At 45.5% G+C, this 22,477-nt stretch carries 18 protein-coding genes and 5 tRNA genes; 11 read left to right on the plus strand and 12 right to left on the minus strand.

The window, feature by feature from the left end:
* Positions 1 to 32 precede the first annotated feature (32 nt).
* Positions 33 to 1,694: an energy-dependent translational throttle protein EttA gene (gene ettA / locus FTU19_RS02400; protein WP_005233568.1), complete on the minus strand. Its 1,662-nt coding sequence runs from the start codon at positions 1,692 to 1,694 to the stop codon at positions 33 to 35.
* A gap of 319 nt (positions 1,695 to 2,013) precedes the next feature.
* Here ettA and FTU19_RS02405 point away from each other — a divergent pair, with 319 nt between their 5' ends.
* From FTU19_RS02405 to FTU19_RS02455, 11 genes are all read left to right on the plus strand, one after another.
* Positions 2,014 to 3,291, plus strand: coding sequence for a bifunctional O-acetylhomoserine aminocarboxypropyltransferase/cysteine synthase (locus FTU19_RS02405; protein WP_180016608.1), 1,278 nt, complete (start codon positions 2,014 to 2,016; stop codon positions 3,289 to 3,291).
* 295 nt (positions 3,292 to 3,586) lie between these two features.
* Positions 3,587 to 4,474 carry an SDR family NAD(P)-dependent oxidoreductase gene (locus FTU19_RS02410; RefSeq protein WP_180130046.1) on the plus strand — a complete coding sequence of 296 codons (888 nt, stop codon included), beginning with the start codon at positions 3,587 to 3,589 and terminating at the stop codon, positions 4,472 to 4,474.
* A 215-nt stretch (positions 4,475 to 4,689) separates the two neighbouring features.
* Positions 4,690 to 5,472, plus strand: a complete 783-nt coding sequence (hisIE, locus tag FTU19_RS02415) for a bifunctional phosphoribosyl-AMP cyclohydrolase/phosphoribosyl-ATP diphosphatase HisIE (protein WP_166136369.1) — start codon at positions 4,690 to 4,692, stop codon at positions 5,470 to 5,472.
* A 19-nt stretch (positions 5,473 to 5,491) separates the two neighbouring features.
* Entirely contained in the window at positions 5,492 to 6,994 is a 1,503-nt protein-coding gene (locus FTU19_RS02420; RefSeq protein WP_034590271.1) for an AAA family ATPase, read from the plus strand.
* Between the two features lie 39 nt (positions 6,995 to 7,033).
* Positions 7,034 to 8,428, plus strand: a complete 1,395-nt coding sequence (locus FTU19_RS02425; protein WP_180130049.1) for an AAA family ATPase — start codon at positions 7,034 to 7,036, stop codon at positions 8,426 to 8,428.
* 437 nt (positions 8,429 to 8,865) lie between these two features.
* Complete coding sequence (locus FTU19_RS02430; RefSeq protein ID WP_180016638.1) at positions 8,866 to 11,703, plus strand: monovalent cation/H+ antiporter subunit A; 2,838 nt, start codon at positions 8,866 to 8,868, stop codon at positions 11,701 to 11,703.
* Positions 11,704 to 11,707: 4 nt separating this feature from the next.
* Entirely contained in the window at positions 11,708 to 12,073 is a 366-nt protein-coding gene (locus FTU19_RS02435; RefSeq protein WP_034169749.1) for a Na+/H+ antiporter subunit C, read from the plus strand.
* Positions 12,073 to 13,881 (plus strand): monovalent cation/H+ antiporter subunit D, encoded by a 1,809-nt coding sequence (locus FTU19_RS02440; protein WP_180130052.1) that lies wholly within the window; start codon positions 12,073 to 12,075, stop codon positions 13,879 to 13,881. Before FTU19_RS02435 ends, FTU19_RS02440 begins: the two co-directional genes overlap by 1 nt.
* A complete protein-coding gene (locus FTU19_RS02445; RefSeq protein WP_180025455.1) occupies positions 13,881 to 14,399 on the plus strand; it encodes a Na+/H+ antiporter subunit E in 519 nt (172 codons plus the stop codon). Before FTU19_RS02440 ends, FTU19_RS02445 begins: the two co-directional genes overlap by 1 nt.
* Entirely contained in the window at positions 14,396 to 14,671 is a 276-nt protein-coding gene (locus FTU19_RS02450; RefSeq protein ID WP_004787192.1) for a monovalent cation/H+ antiporter subunit F, read from the plus strand. Before FTU19_RS02445 ends, FTU19_RS02450 begins: the two co-directional genes overlap by 4 nt.
* 10 nt (positions 14,672 to 14,681) lie before the next feature.
* Complete coding sequence (locus FTU19_RS02455) at positions 14,682 to 15,080, plus strand: Na+/H+ antiporter subunit G (protein ID WP_005233541.1); 399 nt, start codon at positions 14,682 to 14,684, stop codon at positions 15,078 to 15,080.
* A 79-nt stretch (positions 15,081 to 15,159) separates the two neighbouring features.
* On the opposite strand, the gene FTU19_RS02460 is transcribed toward FTU19_RS02455, so the two are convergent.
* The 11 genes from FTU19_RS02460 to tpiA all read right to left on the minus strand — a co-directional run bounded on the left by FTU19_RS02460 (position 15,160) and on the right by tpiA (position 22,428).
* Entirely contained in the window at positions 15,160 to 15,564 is a 405-nt protein-coding gene (locus FTU19_RS02460) for a ribosome-binding factor A (protein WP_004810065.1), read from the minus strand.
* Positions 15,564 to 18,275: a translation initiation factor IF-2 gene (gene infB, locus FTU19_RS02465; protein WP_180011351.1), complete on the minus strand. Its 2,712-nt coding sequence runs from the start codon at positions 18,273 to 18,275 to the stop codon at positions 15,564 to 15,566. The genes FTU19_RS02460 and infB overlap by 1 nt, the downstream gene beginning before the upstream one ends.
* A gap of 10 nt (positions 18,276 to 18,285) precedes the next feature.
* Positions 18,286 to 19,770, minus strand: coding sequence for a transcription termination factor NusA (nusA, locus tag FTU19_RS02470; RefSeq protein ID WP_004787201.1), 1,485 nt, complete (start codon positions 19,768 to 19,770; stop codon positions 18,286 to 18,288).
* A gap of 35 nt (positions 19,771 to 19,805) precedes the next feature.
* Positions 19,806 to 20,330, minus strand: coding sequence for a ribosome maturation factor RimP (gene rimP, locus FTU19_RS02475; protein WP_179992192.1), 525 nt, complete (start codon positions 20,328 to 20,330; stop codon positions 19,806 to 19,808).
* 224 nt (positions 20,331 to 20,554) lie between these two features.
* Positions 20,555 to 20,631: transfer RNA gene (locus FTU19_RS02480), tRNA-Met, on the minus strand.
* An 88-nt stretch (positions 20,632 to 20,719) separates the two neighbouring features.
* Positions 20,720 to 20,796, minus strand: a tRNA-Met gene (locus tag FTU19_RS02485).
* Between the two features lie 71 nt (positions 20,797 to 20,867).
* Positions 20,868 to 20,944: transfer RNA gene (locus FTU19_RS02490), tRNA-Met, on the minus strand.
* A gap of 81 nt (positions 20,945 to 21,025) precedes the next feature.
* Positions 21,026 to 21,102, minus strand: a tRNA-Met gene (locus FTU19_RS02495).
* 53 nt (positions 21,103 to 21,155) lie between these two features.
* Positions 21,156 to 21,240, minus strand: a tRNA-Leu gene (locus FTU19_RS02500).
* 53 nt (positions 21,241 to 21,293) lie between these two features.
* Positions 21,294 to 21,623, minus strand: coding sequence for a preprotein translocase subunit SecG (gene secG, locus FTU19_RS02505; protein WP_159122712.1), 330 nt, complete (start codon positions 21,621 to 21,623; stop codon positions 21,294 to 21,296).
* A 13-nt stretch (positions 21,624 to 21,636) separates the two neighbouring features.
* The gene (gene tpiA, locus FTU19_RS02510) at positions 21,637 to 22,428 is read right to left on the minus strand and encodes a triose-phosphate isomerase (RefSeq protein ID WP_180130055.1); all 792 of its coding nucleotides are present in this window, start codon (positions 22,426 to 22,428) and stop codon (positions 21,637 to 21,639) included.
* Positions 22,429 to 22,477 lie beyond the last annotated feature (49 nt).

A 22,477-nucleotide genomic window follows, 5' to 3' on the forward strand; every position in this document is an offset into this window, starting at 1 on the left:
AGCCCGAAAGCTGGTTTTTTTATGCGCTTTGATTAAGCACCAATTTTGCGATATTTCTGACGCTTCGCTGCCAGATCATCGCCATATTTCTTACGGCGATACTCTTCAAACTCGGTATAGTTACCGGTGAAGAATTCTGGAGTCTCATCTTCAAATGACAAGATGTGAGTCGCAATACGGTCCAGGAACCAACGGTCATGCGATACCACCATCACACAGCCCGGGAAGACCAAAATCGCATCTTCTAACGCACGTAAAGTTTCTACGTCCAAGTCGTTTGATGGTTCATCGAGCAGGATTACGTTCGCACCTTGTTGCAGGATTTTCGCAAGTTGTAAACGGTTACGCTCACCACCTGACAATTCACCTACACGTTTTTGCTGATCTTGGCCTTTAAAGTTAAAGCGCCCAATATAAGCACGAGATGCAATTTCGTAATCACCCACTTTCAGGATATCCAGACCGCCAGACACTTCTTCCCAAACGGTTTTATTGTCATCCAGGGTGTCACGAATCTGACCCACATAAGCAACTTTTACAGAATCACCCAAAGTCACTGTACCAGTATCGGGTTGCTGTTCGCCCGTCATCATACGGAACAATGTAGTTTTACCTGCACCGTTTGGACCTACGATACCGACAATCGCTGTTGGTGGTACTGTGAAAGACAAGTCTTTATACAGCAGTTTGTCACCAAACGATTTGCTAATCCCTTCAACTTCAACCACCTTGTTGCCCAGACGCGGACCAGGTGGAATATAGATTTCAGATGTTTCGTTACGTTGCTGGAATTCACGAGAGTTAAGCTCTTCGAAACGCTCCATACGTGCTTTGTTTTTCTTCTGCTGGCCTTTCGCATTTGAACGAACCCATTCAAGTTCTTTTTTCAATGCTTTAGCAAACGATTCTTCCTGCTTGTTCTCTTGTTCTAAACGCGCATTTTTCTGTTCCAGCCAAGAAGAATAGTTACCTTGGTAAGGAATACCATGTCCACGGTCAAGCTCCAGAATCCACTCGGCCACGTTATCAAGGAAGTAACGGTCGTGCGTAATCGCTACGATGGTGCCCGGGAAGTCTTTCAGGAAGCGTTCCAGCCAAGATACAGACTCTGCATCCAAGTGGTTAGTTGGTTCGTCGAGAAGCAGCATGTCTGGTTTAGACAGCAGTAAACGGCACAATGCAACACGACGGCGTTCACCACCTGAAAGCATGGTTACATCTGCATCCCATGCAGGCAGATTTAATGCTGCTGCAGCCTGTTCCAGCTGGTTATTCAGGTTATGCGCATCCCAAGTCTGGATAATTGCTTCCAGTTTTTCCTGCTCTTTTGCTAGTGCATCGAAGTCTGCATCTGGATCTGCATAGTCTGCAAATACCTGATCAAGGCGCTCTAATGCATCAAGTGCTTCACGTACGCCGTCTTCAACGTTGCCACGAACGTCTTTGGTTGGATCAAGTGGTGGTTCTTGCTCGAGGTAACCAATTTTGATACCCGGTTGCGCACGTGCTTCACCAGAGAAATCTTTATCTACGCCCGCCATAATACGAAGCAAAGTAGATTTACCTGCACCGTTCAGACCAAGCACACCAATTTTTGCGCCTGGGAAAAATGATAAGGAGATATCCTTGAGGATTTCGCGCTTTGGCGGAACCATCTTGGACACTCGGTTCATCGTATAAATATATTGGGCCACGTAGGACTCCTCAATTGAAAAACCAAATGGGGGAAGAAACAAACTCCCCCTGCTCAATCATGAGCGAAAAAATAATCGGCTATTATACGCAGAAAGTCTTCAAAACATAAGCCATTCACGTGAAGTTAATGCCTTGTTACAAGTTTAATCCTGTTTATTTTTCAAACAGCATTTCTGACACCTAAACTTGCATTATTTTATTGATGCTATATCGTTAATTAAGATATTCATTTGAATAAATATGCACTTTTCTTCATATTTCAAGTGCTAATATTTGAGCAGTTTCATTACAGCTAAAAACACAAGAAGACCAACGATCATGACTCATAAAGCAGAAACTTTAGCGATTCACGCAGGCTATAGCCCGGAACCTACTACTAAAGCTGTGGCAGTGCCAATTTATCAAACCACCTCATATGCCTTTGACAATACTCAGCACGGTGCCGATCTGTTTGACCTGAAAGTTCAGGGCAATATTTATACCCGCATTATGAACCCTACCACAGCGGTGCTAGAACAACGTATTGCAGCTCTGGAAGGTGGTATTGGTGCGCTGGCTTTAGCTTCGGGTATGGCTGCGATTACCTATGCGATTCAGACCATTGCTGAAGCGGGTGACAATATTGCTTCGGTGTCCACTTTATATGGTGGCACCTATAACCTGTTTGCGCATACGCTGCCTAAACAAGGGATCGAAGTTCGCTTCTTTGATTATCAAGACCCGGAAGCATTACGTGGCCTAATTGATGACAAGACCAAACTGGTTTTTGTGGAATCAATTGGAAACCCACTGGGCAATATTATTGACCTCGAAGCGATTTCCAAGATTGCGCATGAATATGGCGTACCAGTCATCGTTGATAATACGGTTGCCACCCCAGTCCTACAAAAATCTTTTGATTTCGGTGCCGACATCGTGGTGCATTCACTCACCAAATACATTGGCGGTCATGGTAATTCGATCGGCGGTATTATCGTGGATAGTGGCAAGTTCCCATGGGGGCAACATGCCGAGCGTTTCCCTGCTCTGAATACACCTGATCCAAGCTATCACGGTGTCAATTATGTCGAAGCTTTAGGTGAAGCTGCCTATATCGCGCGTGCTCGTGTCGTACCTCTGCGTAATACCGGGGCAGCGATCAGCCCGCAAAATGTATTTTTAATTCTGCAAGGCTTGGAAACTTTGAGCCTGCGTATGGAACGTCATACCGAAAATGCGCTGAAGGTTGCAGAATATTTGCAACAACATCCAAAAGTAAAATGGGTCAATTATGCCGGTCTGAAAGATCACCCGCAGCATGCTTTGGCACAAAAATATGTGAAAGGTAAACCGTCTGCCATTCTGACTTTTGGTGTAGAAGGTGGCCGTGAAGGCGGTGCCCGTTTTATCGATGCCCTGCAACTGTTCACCCGTCTGGTCAATATTGGGGATGCTAAGAGTCTCGCCTGTCATCCTGCAACCACCACCCACCGCCAGCTCAATCCTGAAGAGCTCAAATCAGCAGGTGTGAGTGAAGATATGGTTCGCTTATCGATTGGAATTGAACACATTGATGACCTGATTGCGGATCTGGAACAATCTCTTGCAGCAGTTTAAGCGCCATTTTAAAGCAGAAAACTCCAGCAAAAATGCTGGAGTTTTTTTATTTATTTTTTGAATACAATCACTTGCTTTGTGATTTATTTTCATGATAAAAATCAATTGAAACGGCGAACACAAATAGAGCAATTACTCTAATTTTTATTTTATTTTCAATAGTTTAATGTATAGATTTTCTTAAATAATTAGTTATCATATTAGTACTCATCTTCGCTCTTATCTTTGTTAGAGCCATCTTTGATTTTTTAATAAAAATAATTTGAACGCAGTCTTCAAATTAGGGATAACAAACGTGAAAACTAGACTACAGAGACAATTGGAAAAACGTATTGCAGGTAAAACTGTTCTCATAACAGGCGCATCCAGTGGTATAGGTTTAACGACGGCACATCAGCTGGCAGATGCTGGCGCACATGTTTTACTGGTCGCACGTACCAAAGACACCCTAGAACAAGTAAAAAAAGAAATTGAATCCAAAGGCGGTAAAGCTTCAGTATTTCCATGTGATCTCAACAATATGGAATCCATTGATGAAGTGTCCAAACAGATTATTGCTTCAGTCGACCATATCGATATCCTGATTAACAATGCGGGTCGCTCGATTCGCCGTGCGGTGCATGAATCAGTGGATCGTTTTCATGATTTTGAACGTACCATGCAGCTAAATTATTTTGGTGCAGTACGTCTGGTGATGAATATCCTGCCGCAAATGATGATTCGCCGTGCAGGTCATATCATCAATATCAGCTCGATTGGTGTATTGGCGAATGCCACCCGCTTCTCGGCTTATGTCGCATCTAAAGCGGCACTGGATGCTTTCAGCCGCTGTCTGTCTGCAGAAGTCCATTCACATAAAATTGCGATCACTTCGATTTATATGCCTTTGGTTCGTACGCCAATGATTGCACCGACCAAGATCTATAAATATGTGCCTACCCTGTCTCCGGAACAGGCAGCTGAACTGGTTGCTTATGCGATTGTGAAACGTCCGAAGAAAGTCGCAACCAATTTGGGACGTCTGGCTTCGATTACCTATGCGATTGCACCAGACATCAACAATGTCCTGATGTCGATCGGTTATAACCTGTTCCCAAGCTCTTCAGCATCAGTGGGTCAGCCGCAAAAACTGAACTGGGTACAAAAGGCCTATGCGCGGATCTTCCCGGGCGAGCACTGGTAATTTCTTCAACAATATTCTGGCCGCCTAAGGGCGGCTATTTTATTTCTGCACTTTAGAGATTCAACCGCTCAGGTTTATAATCTGAATGCGCCTAACGACACATCCTGTCTTTTCAGGCACAGATTTTTGCCGCAAATGCGTCGAGATCACGTACACTATGGACGGATATTTCCTATCCATCTTTTTATATTCTGATTCAATTAATGGAAACCCTTATGAACAACGTGCAATGGCTCGATGAAGTAAAATTTAACGAACAAGGTCTGATCCCTGCCATTGCCCAGCACCATCAAACTGGTCGTGTATTGATGGTCGCCTGGATGAACCGTGAAGCGCTGGCTTTAACTGCTGAAAAAAATCAGGCGGTATATTTCTCCCGTTCACGTAACAAGTTATGGCATAAGGGTGAAGAATCTGGTCATTTCCAGACTGTGCATGAAATCCGTCTGGACTGTGATGCGGACGTGATTATTTTACAGATTGAACAGCATGGTGGTATTGCCTGCCATACCGGCCGTGAATCATGTTTCTATCGTAAACTGACACCGAATGGCTGGGAAATTGTGGATGTACAAATTAAAGATCCAGCAGCAATTTACGGTGAAAAATCAACAAATCCACATACCCTTGCTATGAATGCCTCAACTGCTCAGTCTGAACAGGTTGAAGTATTATCATACTTGGGCGAGATGATGGCAGAGCGTAAGAAAGCCGATCCGGAATCCTCTTATGTGGCCAAGCTGTACCATAAAGGCCTCAACAAGATTCTGGAAAAAGTCGGTGAAGAAAGCTTCGAAACCGTGATCGCGGCTAAAGATTTCAAAACTGAAGCCTCTGAAGACAACAAGAATGACCTGATCTATGAAGTAGCTGATCTGTGGTTCCATACCATTGTCATGCTTGGTTATTTTGACCTTGATCCACAACTGGTCCTGAATGAACTGGCACGCCGTCAGGGTCTATCCGGTCTGGTTGAAAAAGCCAATCGTCAACATTAAGTCGTGAATGAATCTACCTGTGTCTGATCTGCAAAAACCCAAAGCAACCTATGAGCAGGCCACTGCCATTGATAACGCACGTCTGGGAAAATCTTTTAAAGTCATTGCCTATGCGGGCACAGGTAAAACCACGACCCTGCAAATGATCAGTGATGCCATGCCGGAACGGCGCGGCATGTATCTGGCGTTTAATAAATCCATTGCCTCAGAAGCACAAAACAAGTTTCATCGGGGTGTGGACTGCCGTACTTTCCACTCCCTGGCTTTTCGCAGTGTTCCACGTGGAGTCACGGATAAACTACGCCTACCGCGTTTAAGTCCAAGCTTTATTGCCAAAGAATATCGCCTTGAACCGATGACCTTGCGCCGGATGATGGGCGGACGTTATGAAAAATATGTACTGATGCCTTCGCGTCTGGCCAGTCTGGTCGCGAATGCAGTTGGCTATTTCTGCTCAACCAGTTCGCAATATCCCGCCCCGCGACATATTCAGGCACCGAGCTGGCTACACCCAGATGATATTGAAGCATTGCAAAAGAAACTTTATCCAGCAGTTGAACGGCGTTGGTTAGAGTCAATTGATCCCAATCATCAGGCCGGGATTGGGCATGATATTTACCTGAAACTTTGGGCATTGTCTGAGCCCAATATTCCTGCCGACTATGTGCTGTTTGATGAAGCACAGGATGCCGACCCACTGATGCTAGGAATTTTGCTGAAACAGCGTAGCACTCAGGTCATCTATGTCGGCGATGCGCATCAGCAGATTTATGCCTGGCGTGGCGCAGTGAATGCCATGCAGCAGCTGCCGCTACCCGAATCTCGTCTGACCACTTCATTCCGTTTCGGGCCTGAAATTGCGTTAAATGCCAATGCGATTTTGGGAGCATTGAATGAAACCGTGCCCCTACTCGGTAATCCGCACTTAAACTCCAAAGTCGTCAATAAACCGCACACTAAATTACGCGATGCGATTCTATGCCGGACCAATGCGCGTGCTATGGAACTATTACTTGCCGGTTTAGTACGTGGCGATAAAGTCAGCCTGCAAGCCGATCATGTCAAATTAAACCGTTTTGTTGATGCCGCTGCGATGCTGAAACAGGGCAAACGTGTGGTTGATGTACCTGAACTGGCCTGGTTTAATTCCTGGCATGATGTACACGAATACTGTGAGACCAATGAAGGCAGTGATATCAAGCCTTTAGTCAAACTGGTCGATGAACATGGCACTGATCCCCTGAAAACTGCCCTCGCCAAAATCACCCCAATCGGACAAGCGGACTACATCATCTCTACCGCGCATAAGGCCAAAGGTCTGGAATGGGATCGTGTGCATATTGAAGATGACTACCAGTTCAAGCTGAATGAGAAAGACCATAAAATTAGTGACGAAGAGTTACGTCTGCTTTACGTGGCCTGTACTCGTGCTAAAGTAAGCTTAAATATTCATCACATTTATGACCTCATTCAACAACTGAAAATCAGGATGCCACAGTCACTGCGCCAAGCCGTCGGCTAAGGTAAAACATAGATGTAAAAATCACGCTACAGGTGATCCATGCACATCGAAAAAATACAATTCAAACATGCTCTGCACTTTTCTAATATCCAGCTCGATTTTGATTTGCAAAAATCACCTGTGACTTTAATTCTGGGTGATCAAGGTTCGGGTAAAACCACCTTGCTGCGCTTGAGTTATCAGGCTTTAACCTGGTTTTCTGCACGTTTTCGCGACTTGCGTACCGCAGGTTTAAGTATGCTGGATCAGGATATCCTGCAAAATCGTCTGCAATCCAAAATTGATATCCAGGTGCGTTTTCCTGATGATTTGGGACCATTACCTGAATCAGCACAGGGAGAAGCAGCCCCTGCCCAATCCTGTTCCTGGCAGTTATACAAAACCTTAAATAGTCAGGGAATTGGCTTTGCCAAAGCGGAAACCCAGCAACTCGATACCATGGTGAATCTTTATCAGAAGGCAAGACAACATGACCCTTTGCTCGGCCTGCCTATGGTCGCCTATTATCCGGCTGAACGCTTCGTCAATGAAATCAATTTACTCAGCAAAAATAATCAGGCCATTTTTCAGACTGCGCATGCCTATGAAATTACTGCTATCCCTTTTACGACTTTTGCACGTTTCTTTGAATGGTTTCGTGAAATCAGTGATATCGAAAATGCACAAAGTGCCAAGATCATTGACCAGATTCTAGATCAGGCGCTACAGCAATCGGATGATATACAGGCAGATCAGCTGGTCCAGCAAATTGAAAAAGCTAAAGCACATATGCATACACCGAGCCTGACTGCCTTGCGTGAAGCTTTATCCATTGTACTACCAGAACTTAGCCAGATTTATCTGGACTACCAGCCCAAGCTGCAATTGATGGTGCGTTATCAGGATCACACCTTTAGCTTTCAGCAGTTGTCGAGCAGTATCCGGAACTGGATTGCACTGGTGGGAGATGTTGTACGGCGCCTTTGTCTGCTTAATCCGCACAGCTTATTTCCCTGTCAGGAAGGTACTGGCATTTTACTGATTGATGAAATTGATCATCAACTGGATCAGGACATGGCCGCCGTCATTTTACCGCGTCTGCATCAGGCGTTTCCTAACTTGCAGATTATTGTGACTGGAAACCGGCCGGAATTGCTGGAGCAGGCTCAGGATTTTCAGTGTCTAAAACTGGAAAATAAACAGGTGCATCCCATCCATCTAAATCCAATGCAGGTTCAGTATGATCATTTTTATGCAGAGTTGCCGCTTGAGATGAGCCAAAATCATTCAGATATAGAAAAAGTTGAAGATGCACTTCAGGAACCAGAAATAGTCAACTTGACGGCTCAGTCTGTTTTGCAACTGATTCAGGAACAGCTAAGCACAGAACAGCAGCAAGAACTTTTACAACTGTTGAGTCAGGATAATTCACAAAGCCTGCCTCAATCTTCTTAACTAGTGCTGAAACGATAATGCAATTTAAAAATTAAAATCAGGATGCAAGAATAGGTTTTGATTTTCTGCATTCCTGATCAAGAAGTTATAAATTTTTATCAATAAATGCAGGGAGTTTGATCTTTATTTTCGGTCAAATTTGTACGAGATGTTCAAGCATGCACCCCATATCAAAACCAAGCTTACGTATAATCTACAAGTTCTACATAAAAACATTGATGTTGTGGTTATCCTGTAATATGATCGGTTTTACTTGCAATTTTCGTTGTAAAATCGGAATTTGCTATCGTTTATAAGTTGCGCAATACAACTGTTTTATTCTGTTTGAATATCATTCTGGCTTTCAAGATCGAGAAGTTTTGGGTCGCTCTTTGCGGTCCTGTAATCCTTGAAAGATAAAGATTCACCCTAGGTTGACCTTAACCTATATCACGACAATGGATACGAGTGTGCTGCCAATTATTATATTGTTACCGTTAGTATTAGGCACAACCCTTGTCTCGTGGCTGAAGCAATTTTCACGCGGGGTAACGGCTTTAGGAGCAATTGCCGTCAGCCTCAGCAGTTTCTTATTACTGTTGAGTCAGGCGCCTGCTGTATTTAATGGAACGGTAATTACCCAGACCTGGTCCTGGCTACCCCAGCTTGGAATCGACTTCAGTTTCCGGCTGGATGCTTTGGGCATGCTGTTTGCTCTGCTGATTAGTGGAATTGGTACCCTGATTTATATCTATGCCTATTACTATCTCAGTCCTAAAAACTCCCTGAGTAAACTCTATTTCCTGCTGATGCTGTTTATGGCAGCGATGCTCGGTATTTCATTGTCTAATAATCTTCTGATTCTCCTGATTTTCTGGGAACTCACCAGTATTTCTTCCTTCCTGCTAGTTGGTTACTGGAGCAATTACGAAGCGGCCCAACGCGGCTCACGCATGGCTCTAACCATTACCGGCATGGGCGGCTTATCTATGCTGGGTGGTTTTATTCTGCTCGGACAGATGACGGGTACCTATCAGATTGACCAGATCCTGATGATGGGCGAACAGATTCAGGCACATGCCCTATTTGTACCGACATTATTATTAATTTTACTCGGTGCTTTTACCAAAAGTGCGCAGTTCCCGTTTCACTTCTGGTTACCAAATGCCATGGCAGCACCGACGCCGGTGTCTGCCTATCTGCACTCTGCCACCATGGTCAAAGCGGGCCTGTTTTTAGTCGCACGTTTATTGCCGATTTTTGCAGGCGCGGCACTGTTCCATAATATTGTTACTTTTATCGGGTTATTTACCCTGTGTGTGGCAGCGTTCTTTGCCATCTTTAAAGAAGATCTGAAAGGTCTGTTGGCCTATTCAACTATTAGCCACTTGGGCCTGATCATGTGTTTGCTGGGTATTGGCTCACCACTGGCCGTGGCAGCAGCAATTTTCCATATCATTAACCATGCAACCTTTAAAGCTGCCCTATTCATGATTGCCGGGATCATTGACCATGAATCCGGTACTCGTGATCTGCGAAAATTGTCTGGTCTTTGGCAAATGCTGCCTTTTACCGCAACACTGACCATGATCACCGCCGCCTCCATGGCTGGTATTCCATTAACCAATGGTTTCTTGTCCAAGGAAATGTTCTTTACCGAACTGGTCGCAAACTTAAGTGGCCCAGTCATGGTCGGTGCTGCTATTGCAGGAACACTGGCCGGGATTTTCGCTGTCGCCTATTCGATTCGCCTGGTACATGGCGTGTTTTTTGATGGTCCGTTAGGCCAGCAAGTCCCAAATAAAGCTGCGCATGAGCCGCCATTTGGTATGCGTGCACCGGCTATCTTACTGGCTTTTCTGTGTATTGCAGTTGGTCTGCTACCAGGATTACTGGTCGAAAAGATTGTAAATAGCACCACACAAGCGTCAACCCAGAATTTCGCCTTTGAAGGCACTCACCTCGCCCTTTGGCACGGTATTAATCTGCCTTTGGTGATGAGTATCATCGCGATATTCGGCGGTGCAATTTTCTATTTTGCACTGGCCAAAGGCGGCGCAATTCGGGAAATTGATCTGGATCCGAAACTGGGCAAACTGCAAGGTCGTGTACTGTTTGATCTGTTCCTGAAAAATCTGTTACTGAATTCAAGACGTTTCCGCCGTGCGACTGAAAATGGCAAACTGCAAAGTTATATTTTGTGGACGGTGCTGTTTACCATTGGTCTGGTGGGCTATCCACTCGTCGTCAATGGGATCGACACCGGTAGCCGCGAACTGACCCATGCACCAGTTCTGGCCATCGTTCTATGGTTACTGCTGTTCTCAGCCTGCTGGATGATGCTGTGGTTCCATCATGAACGGATTAAAGCCATCCTGATCAGCGGTGCGGTCGGTCTGGTCGTCACCATGGTTTTCATTGGTTTTTCAGCACCCGATCTGGCTTTGACCCAGATTACAGTCGATGTAGTAACGACGGTTCTGCTACTAATGAGCCTGTCACTCCTGCCACAATTAACGCCTTATGAATCCAGCCCGACCCGACGCTGGCGAGATGCAGTGATTGCAGTCTGCGGAGGTCTAGGAATTGCAACAGTTGCCTGGCTAGTTATGACACGTGACCATAATTCAATTTCCTGGTTCTTCATCCAACAATCGATTCCGCTTGGTGGCGGTACAAACGTCGTCAATGTAATTCTGGTCGATTTCCGTGGTTTCGATACCTTTGGCGAGATTACCGTACTCGGGATTGCCGCCATTGGGGTACTAAGTCTGATGGATGGTATGCGTGCTCATGGCACCACCATTACCCAAGGCCTGACTTACCGTTTTAACCCCTCCCCTTTGATGCTAAGAATTACTGCATCATGGATTTTGCCGGTAGCACTGGTGGTTAGTCTGTATATCTTTATGCGCGGCCATAATCTTCCGGGTGGCGGTTTTATTGCCGGTCTGGTCACCTCATTGGCTTTGATCATTCAATACGTTGCCATTGGTCAGGATCATGCAGAAAAAATGCTGGGAGCTAAATCTGGACGTCTCTATGAAATCTGGATTGGCGTCGGCCTGACTATTGCTGGCCTGACTGGCATCGCAGCCTGGTTCTGGTCACGTCCTTTCCTGACCAGTGCCCATATTCATGTCCATCCGCCATTACTTGGCGATATGCATCTGGCTTCTGCTGCACTATTTGATGTCGGTGTCTATGTCACCGTAGTCGGTGCGACCATGCTGATGATTTCCGTTCTGGGTGACTCCCGTCACTCAAGTATGACTGGCCCAGTACCAAGAGGATAATAGAATGATTAGTTTAGAACTTTTATTAGCCTCAGCAATTGGCCTACTCACTGCCACCGGGATCTATCTGATTCTGCGGGCACGTACCTTTCCGGTGGTCCTCGGACTGGCCATGATTGGTTATGCAGTGAACCTGTTTTTATTTGCCATGGGCCGTATTCAGATGAATTCACCTGCAGTACTCACCGAAACCACGCAGGTCACCGATCCTTTACCTCAGGCCTTGGTTTTAACCGCAATTGTAATCGGTTTTGCCACCACCGCCTTTATTGTACAGCTGGCCTTACGTAGCCGTTATGAATCAGGAACAGATCACGTTGATTCCAAAGAAGAGATACCGCAACATGACCCACGTGAGGATGAGCCGTAATGACTGATCTTCTCAACTTCTTGAATCAACACACCCCTATTTTCAGTATTCTTTTACCGGCGTTTACTGCCTTTATTTTAGTACTGTTAGGTAACCCAGGTTCCGGTTCTCTGATTACCGACTGGCGTCAGCCGTGGCGTCGTGGCGTGAGTCATATTTCGACCCTACTGGGTCTGATTATGGCGATTGGCTATCTGATCAATAGCAGCCAAGGGCAAATTAGTGTCTACACTTTAAGTGAATGGGCCGCCCCTTTTGGTATTGTGCTGGTCCTGGACCAGCTCTCTGCCTTGATGCTGGTACTGACCTATACACTCGCTTTGCCCATCGTTTGGTATGCCAGTAAAGAATGGGATATTCGCGGGCGCTATTTCCACGCCATGGTCCATTTTCTGTTAATGGGGCTTAGTGGTGCCTTCCTGACCGGTGACTTGTTTAACCTGTTCGTGTTCTTCGAGATCTTGTTAATGGCATCCTATGTCCTGCTTTTGCATGGGCAAGGCAAGGCACGCTTCCAGCTCGGTGTGCATTATGTGGCTATTAACCTGCTCGCTTCTGCCATGTTCCTGATCGGACTCGGCATGATTTATGGCAGTGTCGGCAGCCTGAATATGGCTGATGTTGCTCGTCTGATGCCAACTCTGGCAGGTGACGAAAATAAGCTTGCCGTTGCAGGCGGACTGATGCTATTTGTGGTGTTCGGGATCAAGGCAGCCATGTTACCGGTAGGCCTGTGGCTTCCTAAAACGTATGCTGTTGCCACTACTCCGGTGGCTGCCCTGTTTACCATCATGACCAAAGTCGGGATCTACGCGATTATCCGGGTCAATGGCACTGTATTTGATGATGAATATAGCCATCAGATCCTGATGAACTGTCTGCTGGTCATTGGGGTGATTACCTCACTGTATGGCGCATTTGGTGCCATTGGGACTGAACGTCTACGTCGTTTTGTCGGCTTTATGATCCTGTCTTCGGTCGGCACCATTCTGATTGCGATTGCCATGAACAGCACTCAGGCTTGGGCAGGTGCCTTGTACTATATGGTGCACAGTACCCTGATTGGCGCAGCGTTTTATATCCTGTGTGGCTGGATTACTTCACAACGCGGTGAATTTAAAGATCACTTTAAAATTGCCCCACAGATGAAACAGAATAAGCTGGTTTCTATTGTGTATTTCATCATTGCCTTGATGATGGCCGGCTTGCCACCTTTCAGTGGCTTCTTCGGTAAAGTGTTTATCCTGCAAGCTTCAGGACAGTCTGAACATCAAATGCTGATTATCTTTACGGTTCTACTGGTCAGCTTACTAAGTATTCTGGCTTTTACCCGGGTTGGTTTTATTCTGTTCTGGCGTTCAAGCCGACCAGAACAGGATGAAAATTCTGAAGAATTCAGCAAATATGAATCCTTGCCCAGCAAGGCACCAGCACGGAATGACCGGGTTATTTATCTATTATTGCTCAGTCTGACAGCCTACGTTGTTTTTGCTGCACCGATTTATCAATATAATTATCAGACCGCAGCACAGATTAAGACCAATCCGATTTATGAAGCAGCATTATTAAAACGTGATGCTGAAGGTAAGTTTATTAGTGTGCAGCCATTTGATCCGGGTTATTTACCAGAAACCAAATACGGTGGTGAAACGCCTGATCCAAATGCACATCTGATTCCTTATGTCATTTCAGAAAATACCTTAAATGGCGACCATATTTCTGAATTTAAACAGCGTCAGATTGATAAACAGTATATTGAACAGAACAAATACGACGACAATCAACTTAAACCGGCGGAGGGACTTTAATGGCTAAATCATTACTTCAACGCTGGTTCCCTCATCCTTTCGTTTCCGTGATTGTGGCGATGAGCTGGGTCATGCTGGCCCATAATATGGAAGCCGGCACAGTGCTCATGGCACTATTTCTGGCCATCTTGATTCCGCGAATGGTCGCCCCTTTCATTGATTACACGCCGAATATCCGGTGGATCCCGGCGATGCGCCTGTTTTGGATCGTTGTTTGGGACATCATTGTCGCTAATATTAAAGTCGCGATTTTAGTACTGGGACCGACCAAAAATCTGCATCCAAAATGGTTTCGTGTTCCTCTGGATACCGAGCATGAAGAAGTGAATACTTTGCTGGCAATGATTATTACCACCACACCAGGTACAGTCTCTGCGGGGATTGATCAGGATCGTGGCGATATTCTGGTGCATGCCTTAAGCACGGATGATGAAGAGGCCGAAATCGAAACCATCAAACAGCGCTATGAACAACCATTGATTAAAATTTTTAGCGCACAATCAGGAGCTGAAGCATGACCATTCTGCCTTATGCATTGCTGATTTGTCTGGGTGCTGTCACGATCTCCATGTTACTGTGTCTGATCCGGCTGGTTATGGGCCCATCAATCGTTGACCGTCTGCTGGCACTGGATACCCTATTTTTAAATGCAACCTGTCTGGTGGTGATTCTGGGAATCTACTGGAGCAGCACTTTCATGTTTGAAGGTGCCCTACTGGTGGCCATGCTGGGCTTTGTTTCTACCGCTGCCCTTGCCCGCTATTTCACCACTGGCCATGTCATCGACTAGGAGTTTTTAAATGCCTTTGATTTTAGAAATACTAGTTTCGATTTTTTTATTGATTGGCGCGTTTTTTATGCTGGTGGGTGGTATTGGAATGATACGTCTACCTGACCTGTTTATGCGTCTGCATGCACCGACTAAATCCAGTACCTTAGGCCTGGGAAGCTTTCTGATCGCTTCTATTATTTTTTCGGCTATCTATGGTCGTTTAGGTTTTGCTGAAGTACTGATTACCCTGTTTGCCTTCATTACTGCACCGGTATCTGCCAACCTGATGGCGCAAGCGGCCTTGCATTTACGTTTGCGCTCGATGAGTGGTGAAGTGCCAGAAACACTAGAACGTCCATTGCCTTGGCAGAAAACCCGCCGTCGTGCATTTTATGAAAAGAAAATGAATGACCAGGATTCAAAGTAATAGTTAGCCAGTTCTACTTAAAAGTTCAACAATAAAAAAGCCACCCTAAGGTGGCTTTTTTATTGCGCTTTATAAAAGCTTATTCTTCATCTTTCTTGTCTTCAGCAGGAGGTAAATCCTTCACTGCTTCAGCAATCAGACCAAACATATAGTTACCATATGCATTGGTTTTGTCGTAATGGAAACGTAGACGAGGTGTAATACGTGTCTTGATTCGACGACTCAGTTCATGGCGCAGGAACCCGGATGCCTTATTCAGGACATCGAGTGTTTCTTTATTTGCCGCTTCACTTTGCTCATCACCAAGTTCACGACCCATTACTGTGACATAAACTTCTGCATATCCTAAGTCTGGGCTCACCTTCACGGCTGAGATGGTCACCAGACCACCCAGACGTGGATCTTTCAGCTCCTGACGGATCAGTTCAGACAACTCGCGTTGTACCGTATCCGCCATACGCTTCAGACGTTGACTACCCGCCATTAAAGACTCCGTTTAATCAATTGCACATCATACACTTCGATCTTGTCGAGAGGTTTGATGTCTTTATAGCCTTTCACCGCAAGACCACATTCCATACCGGCACGAACTTCTTCCACCACTTCTTTGTAGCGACGAAGAGATTCTAGCTCGCCCTGGAAGATCACCACGTCATCACGTAATACGCGAATCGGTTTGTTACGGTGTAATACGCCTTCAAGTACCATACAGCCTGCTGCAGCACCAAATTTGCTTGAATGGAACACTTCACGTACTTGAGCAACACCCAAGATGGTTTCACGGTGTTCAGGAGCCAGCTTACCGCTCATCGCTGCTTTCACGTCATCAATCAATTGATAGATCACTGAGTAGTAACGAATGTCGATACTGTCTGCGTCTGCTTTTTGACGTGCAGTATTGTCGGCACGTACGTTAAAGCCAAGAAGAACCGCTTCTGAAGATTCAGCAAGCGTTACGTCAGATTCAGTAATCGCACCAACACCAGAACCAATGATACGTACTTTTACTTCATCCGTTGAAAGCTCAGCCAATGCAACATGCAGCGCTTCCAATGTACCGCGTACATCAGTTTTCAATACCACATTGACGATTGGCACATCTTTTTTGCCCATAGACGCCATGATGTTTTCAAGACGCATTGCAGATTGACGTTCAAGACGTTTTTGACGTTCACGATCCATACGCGCATCGGCAACTTCACGTGCTTTCTTCTCGTCATTCACAACAAGAACTTCGTCACCTGCCATCGGCGCTTCTGGAAGACCCAGAATTTCGACTGGAATCGAAGGACCTGCAGACTTGATACGTTTACCGTTTTCATCGGTCATGGCACGAACGCGGCCATAAGATGAACCAGCAAGTACCAGGTCACCCACTTTCAGCGTACCGTTTTGAACCAGAATAGAAGTCACTGCACCGCGGCCTTTATCAACACGCGCTTCAATCACAACACCTTGTGCCGCACCTTCTTCAGACGCCTTCAATTCAAGCAATTCAGACTGAATTAAAATCAGGTCAAGAAGTTCATCAATACCGGCACCAGTATGTGCAGATACTTTCGCTACAGGAACGTCACCGCCCCATTCTTCAGGTACGATTTCTTTGGTGGTCAATTCGTTCAATACGCGATCTGGATCAGCTGAGTCTTTATCCATCTTGTTGATTGCAACAATGATTGGCGTACCCGCTGCACGTGCGTGATCGATTGCTTCTGCAGTTTGTGGCATCACACCATCATCTGCTGCAACAACCAGGACTACGATATCAGTCGCTTTGGCACCGCGTGAACGCATTGCAGTAAACGCTGCGTGTCCCGGAGTATCCAAGAAGGTGATAATACCTTTATCAGTTGTTACATGATAAGCACCGATATGCTGGGTAATACCACCTGCTTCGCCTTGCGCCACTTTGGCACGACGAATACGGTCTAGAAGCGATGTTTTACCATGGTCAACGTGACCCATGATCGTAACAACTGGCGCACGAGTGGTTTGCGCACCACGAGCTTCTTCAGCCTGTTCAAGCAGGTTATCTTCAACTGCAGTTTCAGAAACCAGTACCGGGTTATGACCCATTTCTTCAACCACAAGTGCCGCGATTTCCTGATCGATTGCCTGGTTTTGAGTAACCAGTTCACCCATTTTCATCAGTGACTTGATGACTTCACGAACCTTAACCGCCATTTTCGCAGCAAGGTCAGCAACGACAATCGTTTCACCGATTTCAACGTCATAAACCTGTTTTTTCACTGGCTTTTCAAAACCATGCTTGTTCGCTTGGCTAGATTTCAAACCACGTTTGTGTGAGTTATCACGGAAAGACTGCTCTTCACCACGACGACCACCTTTTTTCGGTGAACGTGTATTTGAAGTGTTAGTACCACGTTTAATTTCGCGGTCTTCTTTCGCAAATGAGTCTTCATATGCCTGGCCAACCAGACCAGCAGCAAGTGGAGAATCATCAATCACACGAATAGTTGCAGTGGTATCTTCAGAAGAATACTTCGACGCCATCTTGCGCATTTGCTCAAGGGTGCGTTGTTGTGCTTCTTCAGCTGCCTTACGACGTGCTGCTTCTTCAGCTGCTTTTAATTGAGCGGCTTGAGCTTCACGCGCTTTTTTCTGTTCTGCTGTTTCAACTTGTTTAACCGCTGCTTTCACAATCGGTTTATTAGTTGATTTGCGTTTTACCACAACAGCTGCTTTAGGTGTTTCCTGTTTCTCAGTTTCTTGTTTCTGAGCTGCACGCATTGCTTCTAGCGCTTTGCTTGCATTGTTTGTACCTGATTTAGGTGCATCAGCAGGTTTTTTAGCTGGTGCTGACTTCTGTTCAGCTTCTGCTTTCGCTTGCTGTTCAGCTTGAGCCTTCGCTAAAGCTTCTGCTTTAATTTGTTCCGGGTCTGGCTTGACGAATGTATGTTTCTTGCGAACTTCTACATTAATCGTTTTCGCCTTACCTGAAGTACTTGCCACTTTAGCAGTACTGGTCGTTTTACGTTTCAACGTGATTTGTCCTGCATGGCCATCTGAACCTTGTGTCTTTTTCACATGATTCATTAAGCGATCTTGTTGTTCGGTGGTAATAATATCGTCAGCTTTACGCTGTGGTAAACCTGCCTCACGAACCTGCTCTAGGAGCTTATCAACATGGCGACCCACGCTGAGTGCTAACTCTTTAATCGACTTGTCCGTCATATACTACCTCCTAGTTAAACCATGATTCGCGCGCTTTCATAATAAGTTGACCGGCTTTCTCAGCACCGAGACCTTCGATATCTTCGATATCATCAGTCGCTTGGTCAGCTAAGTCATCTACGGTTACCACACCACGAGCTGCGAGAGCTTGCGCGATCTCTGCTGTCATGCCTTCCATTGCAACAAGTTCTTCACTTGGCGCTTGTACGTTTTCTTGCTGTTGTAATGCATCAGCAAGTGCAATTTCTTTCGCACGGCTTTGCAGTAATTCAACCAGTTCCGCATCCAGTTCGATTTCATCAAACGTTTCTGGCGGTACGTAAGCAATTTCTTCAAGCGAGGTGAAGCCCATTTCTACCAACGCCATCGCCAAATCTTCAGCAATATCCAGACGTGTAACAAACATATCCAGGTATTTTTGTGCTTCGCTTTGCTGACGTGCGTAGTACTCTTCTTCCAGCATCATGTCCAGCTTGTAGCCAGTCAATTCAGATGCCAGACGAACGTTTTGACCTTGTGAACCAATTGCGCGAGCTAGCTGATCACTAGTCGCGAAAATGATGTCTGCAGTACGTGCATCTTCATCGATGACAATACTAGATACATCTGCTGGTTCTAATGCACTTGCGATATATTGCGCAGGATCATCCGACCAAACCACCACATCAATACGCTCGCCATTGAGCTCTTGCTGTACAGCCTGGATACGTGTACCACGCATACCAATACAAGCACCCACCGGGTCAATACGGTGGTCGTTGGTTTTCACTGCAATTTTAGCACGAACACCCGGTTGACGAGCTGCGGCCTTAATTTCAATGATTTCTTCAGAAATTTCAGGAATTTCTTTTTTCATCAATGCAATCAGCATTTCCGGTTTAGCACGTGACAACAACAATTGTGCACCACGGCCTTCACGGTTAACGCTATATAGAATCGCATTTACGCGTTGTTTCGGACGAAGGATTTCCTTCGGAATCATCTCTTCACGTGCCAGATACGCTTCTGCGTTGTCACCCAAGTCAATGATAAAACCATCTTTGGTTTGTTTTTTCACTTCACCGTAGATCAGCTCACCGACTTTAGATTCATAAGCATCGGCAACCAGTGCACGTTCTGCTTCACGGATCTTCTGTACAATCACCTGTTTCGCGATCTGGGCAGCAATACGACCGAAATCGATTGATTCTACTTCCAGTTCACGGATATCGCCAATCGACCATTGTGCCGGATCCACATCAGAGATCGCATCCTGACAAGCAGGCATTTCATGATCTTCATCAGCCACTACTTCCCATTGACGGAAAGTACGATAATCACCAGTTTTACGGTCAATTTCTACACGAAGACGAGCTTCTTCCGAGTGAGTCCCCTCGTAGAATTTCTTCTTAGTCGCTGCAACCAAAGCTTGTTCTAGCGCTTCAAAAATTGCTTCACGACTTACACCTTTTTCGTTACTAACCGTTTCAACGACGGTAAGAATTTCACGTGCCATAAGTCACCTATTCGTTCAGATTCTTATTAATTGAATTAATCTTGATAGACCAAGTTTGCTTTATCGATATTGTGACTGTCGATATCCAAAATCTGTTGCTTTTCTACTTCAACTTGAATCATTTCATTTTCAAGGTCGACTGCAACCAGTTTTGCCTGGAATTTACGACGGTTATCGACGGCACTGATCAAACGCAGCGCAACCGTTTGTCCGATATAATGAGCCATCTGCTCCAGCTGGAAGAATGGACGATCCCAACCTGGTGAAGACACTTCAAGCGAATATTCACCTGAGATTGGATCATGTACATCCAGGATCGCGCCGACTTGCTGTGTGACACGTACACAGTCCTGAACCCCAATACCACGACCCTGCTCTTCTTCGCCATCTTCATTGACAACAGGTGCTGCATTTTCATCGACCGGTTTGTCGATATAGATCCGTAATAATGAACGTTTGCCTTGTGGCAGGAATTCAATCCCCCACAGATTTACATCACAGGCTTCAACTGCTGGTGCAATCAAATCCTGAAGTGCTTGAGTTTTATTTGATAGCTTCATTTACTCTCGTCATCTGGTGCGATTTTATGATCTATTTGACCACTACAAACCAATACAAACTATAGTAGTAGTGAAACATGGAGATTTGACCAAATATTGTCGACACTACACGATAGCCAATAAAAAAGGGCGTAAATCGCCCCAATTAATGCACAATTTGAACTTTTTTCAAATCCCACTGTGCAAAAAGGCCCACCATAGTTGTGAGCCTCTTTTAAGAAACTTGGTAGCGGGAGCTGGATTTGAACCAACGACCTTCGGGTTATGAGCCCGACGAGCTACCAGACTGCTCCATCCCGCATCAACGTGCAAAAATTATATACAAAAGATGCGAACTTTTCAATCACAACCACATCATTCTGCATATTTGTTATCTGTTACTGAAAAATTGGTAGCGGGAGCTGGATTTGAACCAACGACCTTCGGGTTATGAGCCCGACGAGCTACCAGACTGCTCCATCCCGCATCAGCATACAAATAACATTCAGCTTAATATTTTACACTAAACTGCCTTTAAAGTTTGCAGCTTTAAAGGATTGGTAGCGGGGGCTGGATTTGAACCAACGACCTTCGGGTTATGAGCCCGACGAGCTACCAGACTGCTCCACCCCGCAACAACATGCAAATAATTCTTCTCAACTTAAATCAGATTTAAGCTGCCTTTTAAAAGTTTGCGTCTTTAAAAAAGGATTGATTGGTAGCGGGAGCTGGATTTGAACCAACGACCTTCGGGTTATGAGCCCGACGAGCTACCAGACTGCTCCATCCCGCATCAACAGAAGTTTTTTTAGCTGCATACATCAACTTATATTCTGGATTATAAGTTGGTGCGGAAGGGGGGACTTGAACCCCCACGCCCGAAAGCACTACCACCTCAAGGTAGCGTGTCTACCAATTCCACCACCACCGCAGCTGTGACGCATTCTAGTCGCATCACTGAAAAAAAGAAAGGTTTAATTAAAATTATTCGGTCGTTTGTGGTGCAGTTGGTGAAGTTTCAACCGGTTGCGCAGGCGCAGTTGGTGCTGATTGAATTGACGATAAACTGTACGCATTCGTGGTTTGTTTCTTGGCAAGAATCGCCAAAGTAATACTGGTCACAAAGAACAATGCGGTAAAAACTGCCGTCAAACGGGTCATGAAATTACCCGAACCTGAGGCACCAAAGATCGTTGCCGCACCGCCGCCGCCAAATGATGCACCTGCATCCGCACCTTTACCATGCTGAACTAAAATCAAGACAATCATCAAAATCGCTAAGATAATATGTACTACCAGCACAAAAGTTTGCATGCTGAACTCCTAATTATTGTGTATTTGCAAATGCTTGAGCAATTTGATGGAACGACTCAGCATTGAGTGATGCACCACCCACCAATGCCCCGTTAATGTCAGGGCAGGCTGCTAACTCTACTGCATTTTCCGGTTTTACACTACCACCATATAAAATCGCCATAGTCGCAGCATAACCTGTAATCTGGCTCAAACCCTGACGGATCTGGGCATGCATGGCCTGCGCATCTTCTGGAGAAGCTGTTTTACCGGTACCAATGGCCCAGATTGGCTCATAAGCAATCACAATATTTTTCCACTGTTCATCTTCTACCACAGTCGCGATATCGCAAATCTGTTGGAGAACCACCGCTTCTGCCTGCCCTGCTTCACGCTGTTCCAGACTTTCGCCCACACAGTAAATTACGGTTAAACCGGCATTTAAGGCATTCTTGATTTTAGCATTTAGAATCTGCGAACTTTCAGCAAAAATTTCACGACGTTCAGAGTGTCCAATCAATACATAGTGAATCTGGCTATCAGCCAATAATTCAGCACTCACTTCCCCAGTATAAGCGCCTGTCCCTGCAATACGTGATACATCTTGTGCTACGGTATATACAGGGCGATTAGCAGAAGCAAATGCAGTTTGAATTTGAGTTAAGGCAAGGGTTGTCGGCGCCACACCCAAATGACATTTCTCTGTTGAAACTGGTGCAGACTCAAGCAAGTCTTTTAAATTCTGAACCAAAGCTTGGGCATCTGCCTGCATTGGATTCATTTTCCAGTTGCCCACCACCCAAGGGGTAATCGTCGAAACCGACATAAATAACCTATTTCACTGACATATCTTGAATTGGGCACATTCTACACGG

It is taken from the genome of Acinetobacter sp. YH12072 (assembly GCF_013419565.1).
In the GTDB taxonomy this organism is placed as follows: domain Bacteria; phylum Pseudomonadota; class Gammaproteobacteria; order Pseudomonadales; family Moraxellaceae; genus Acinetobacter.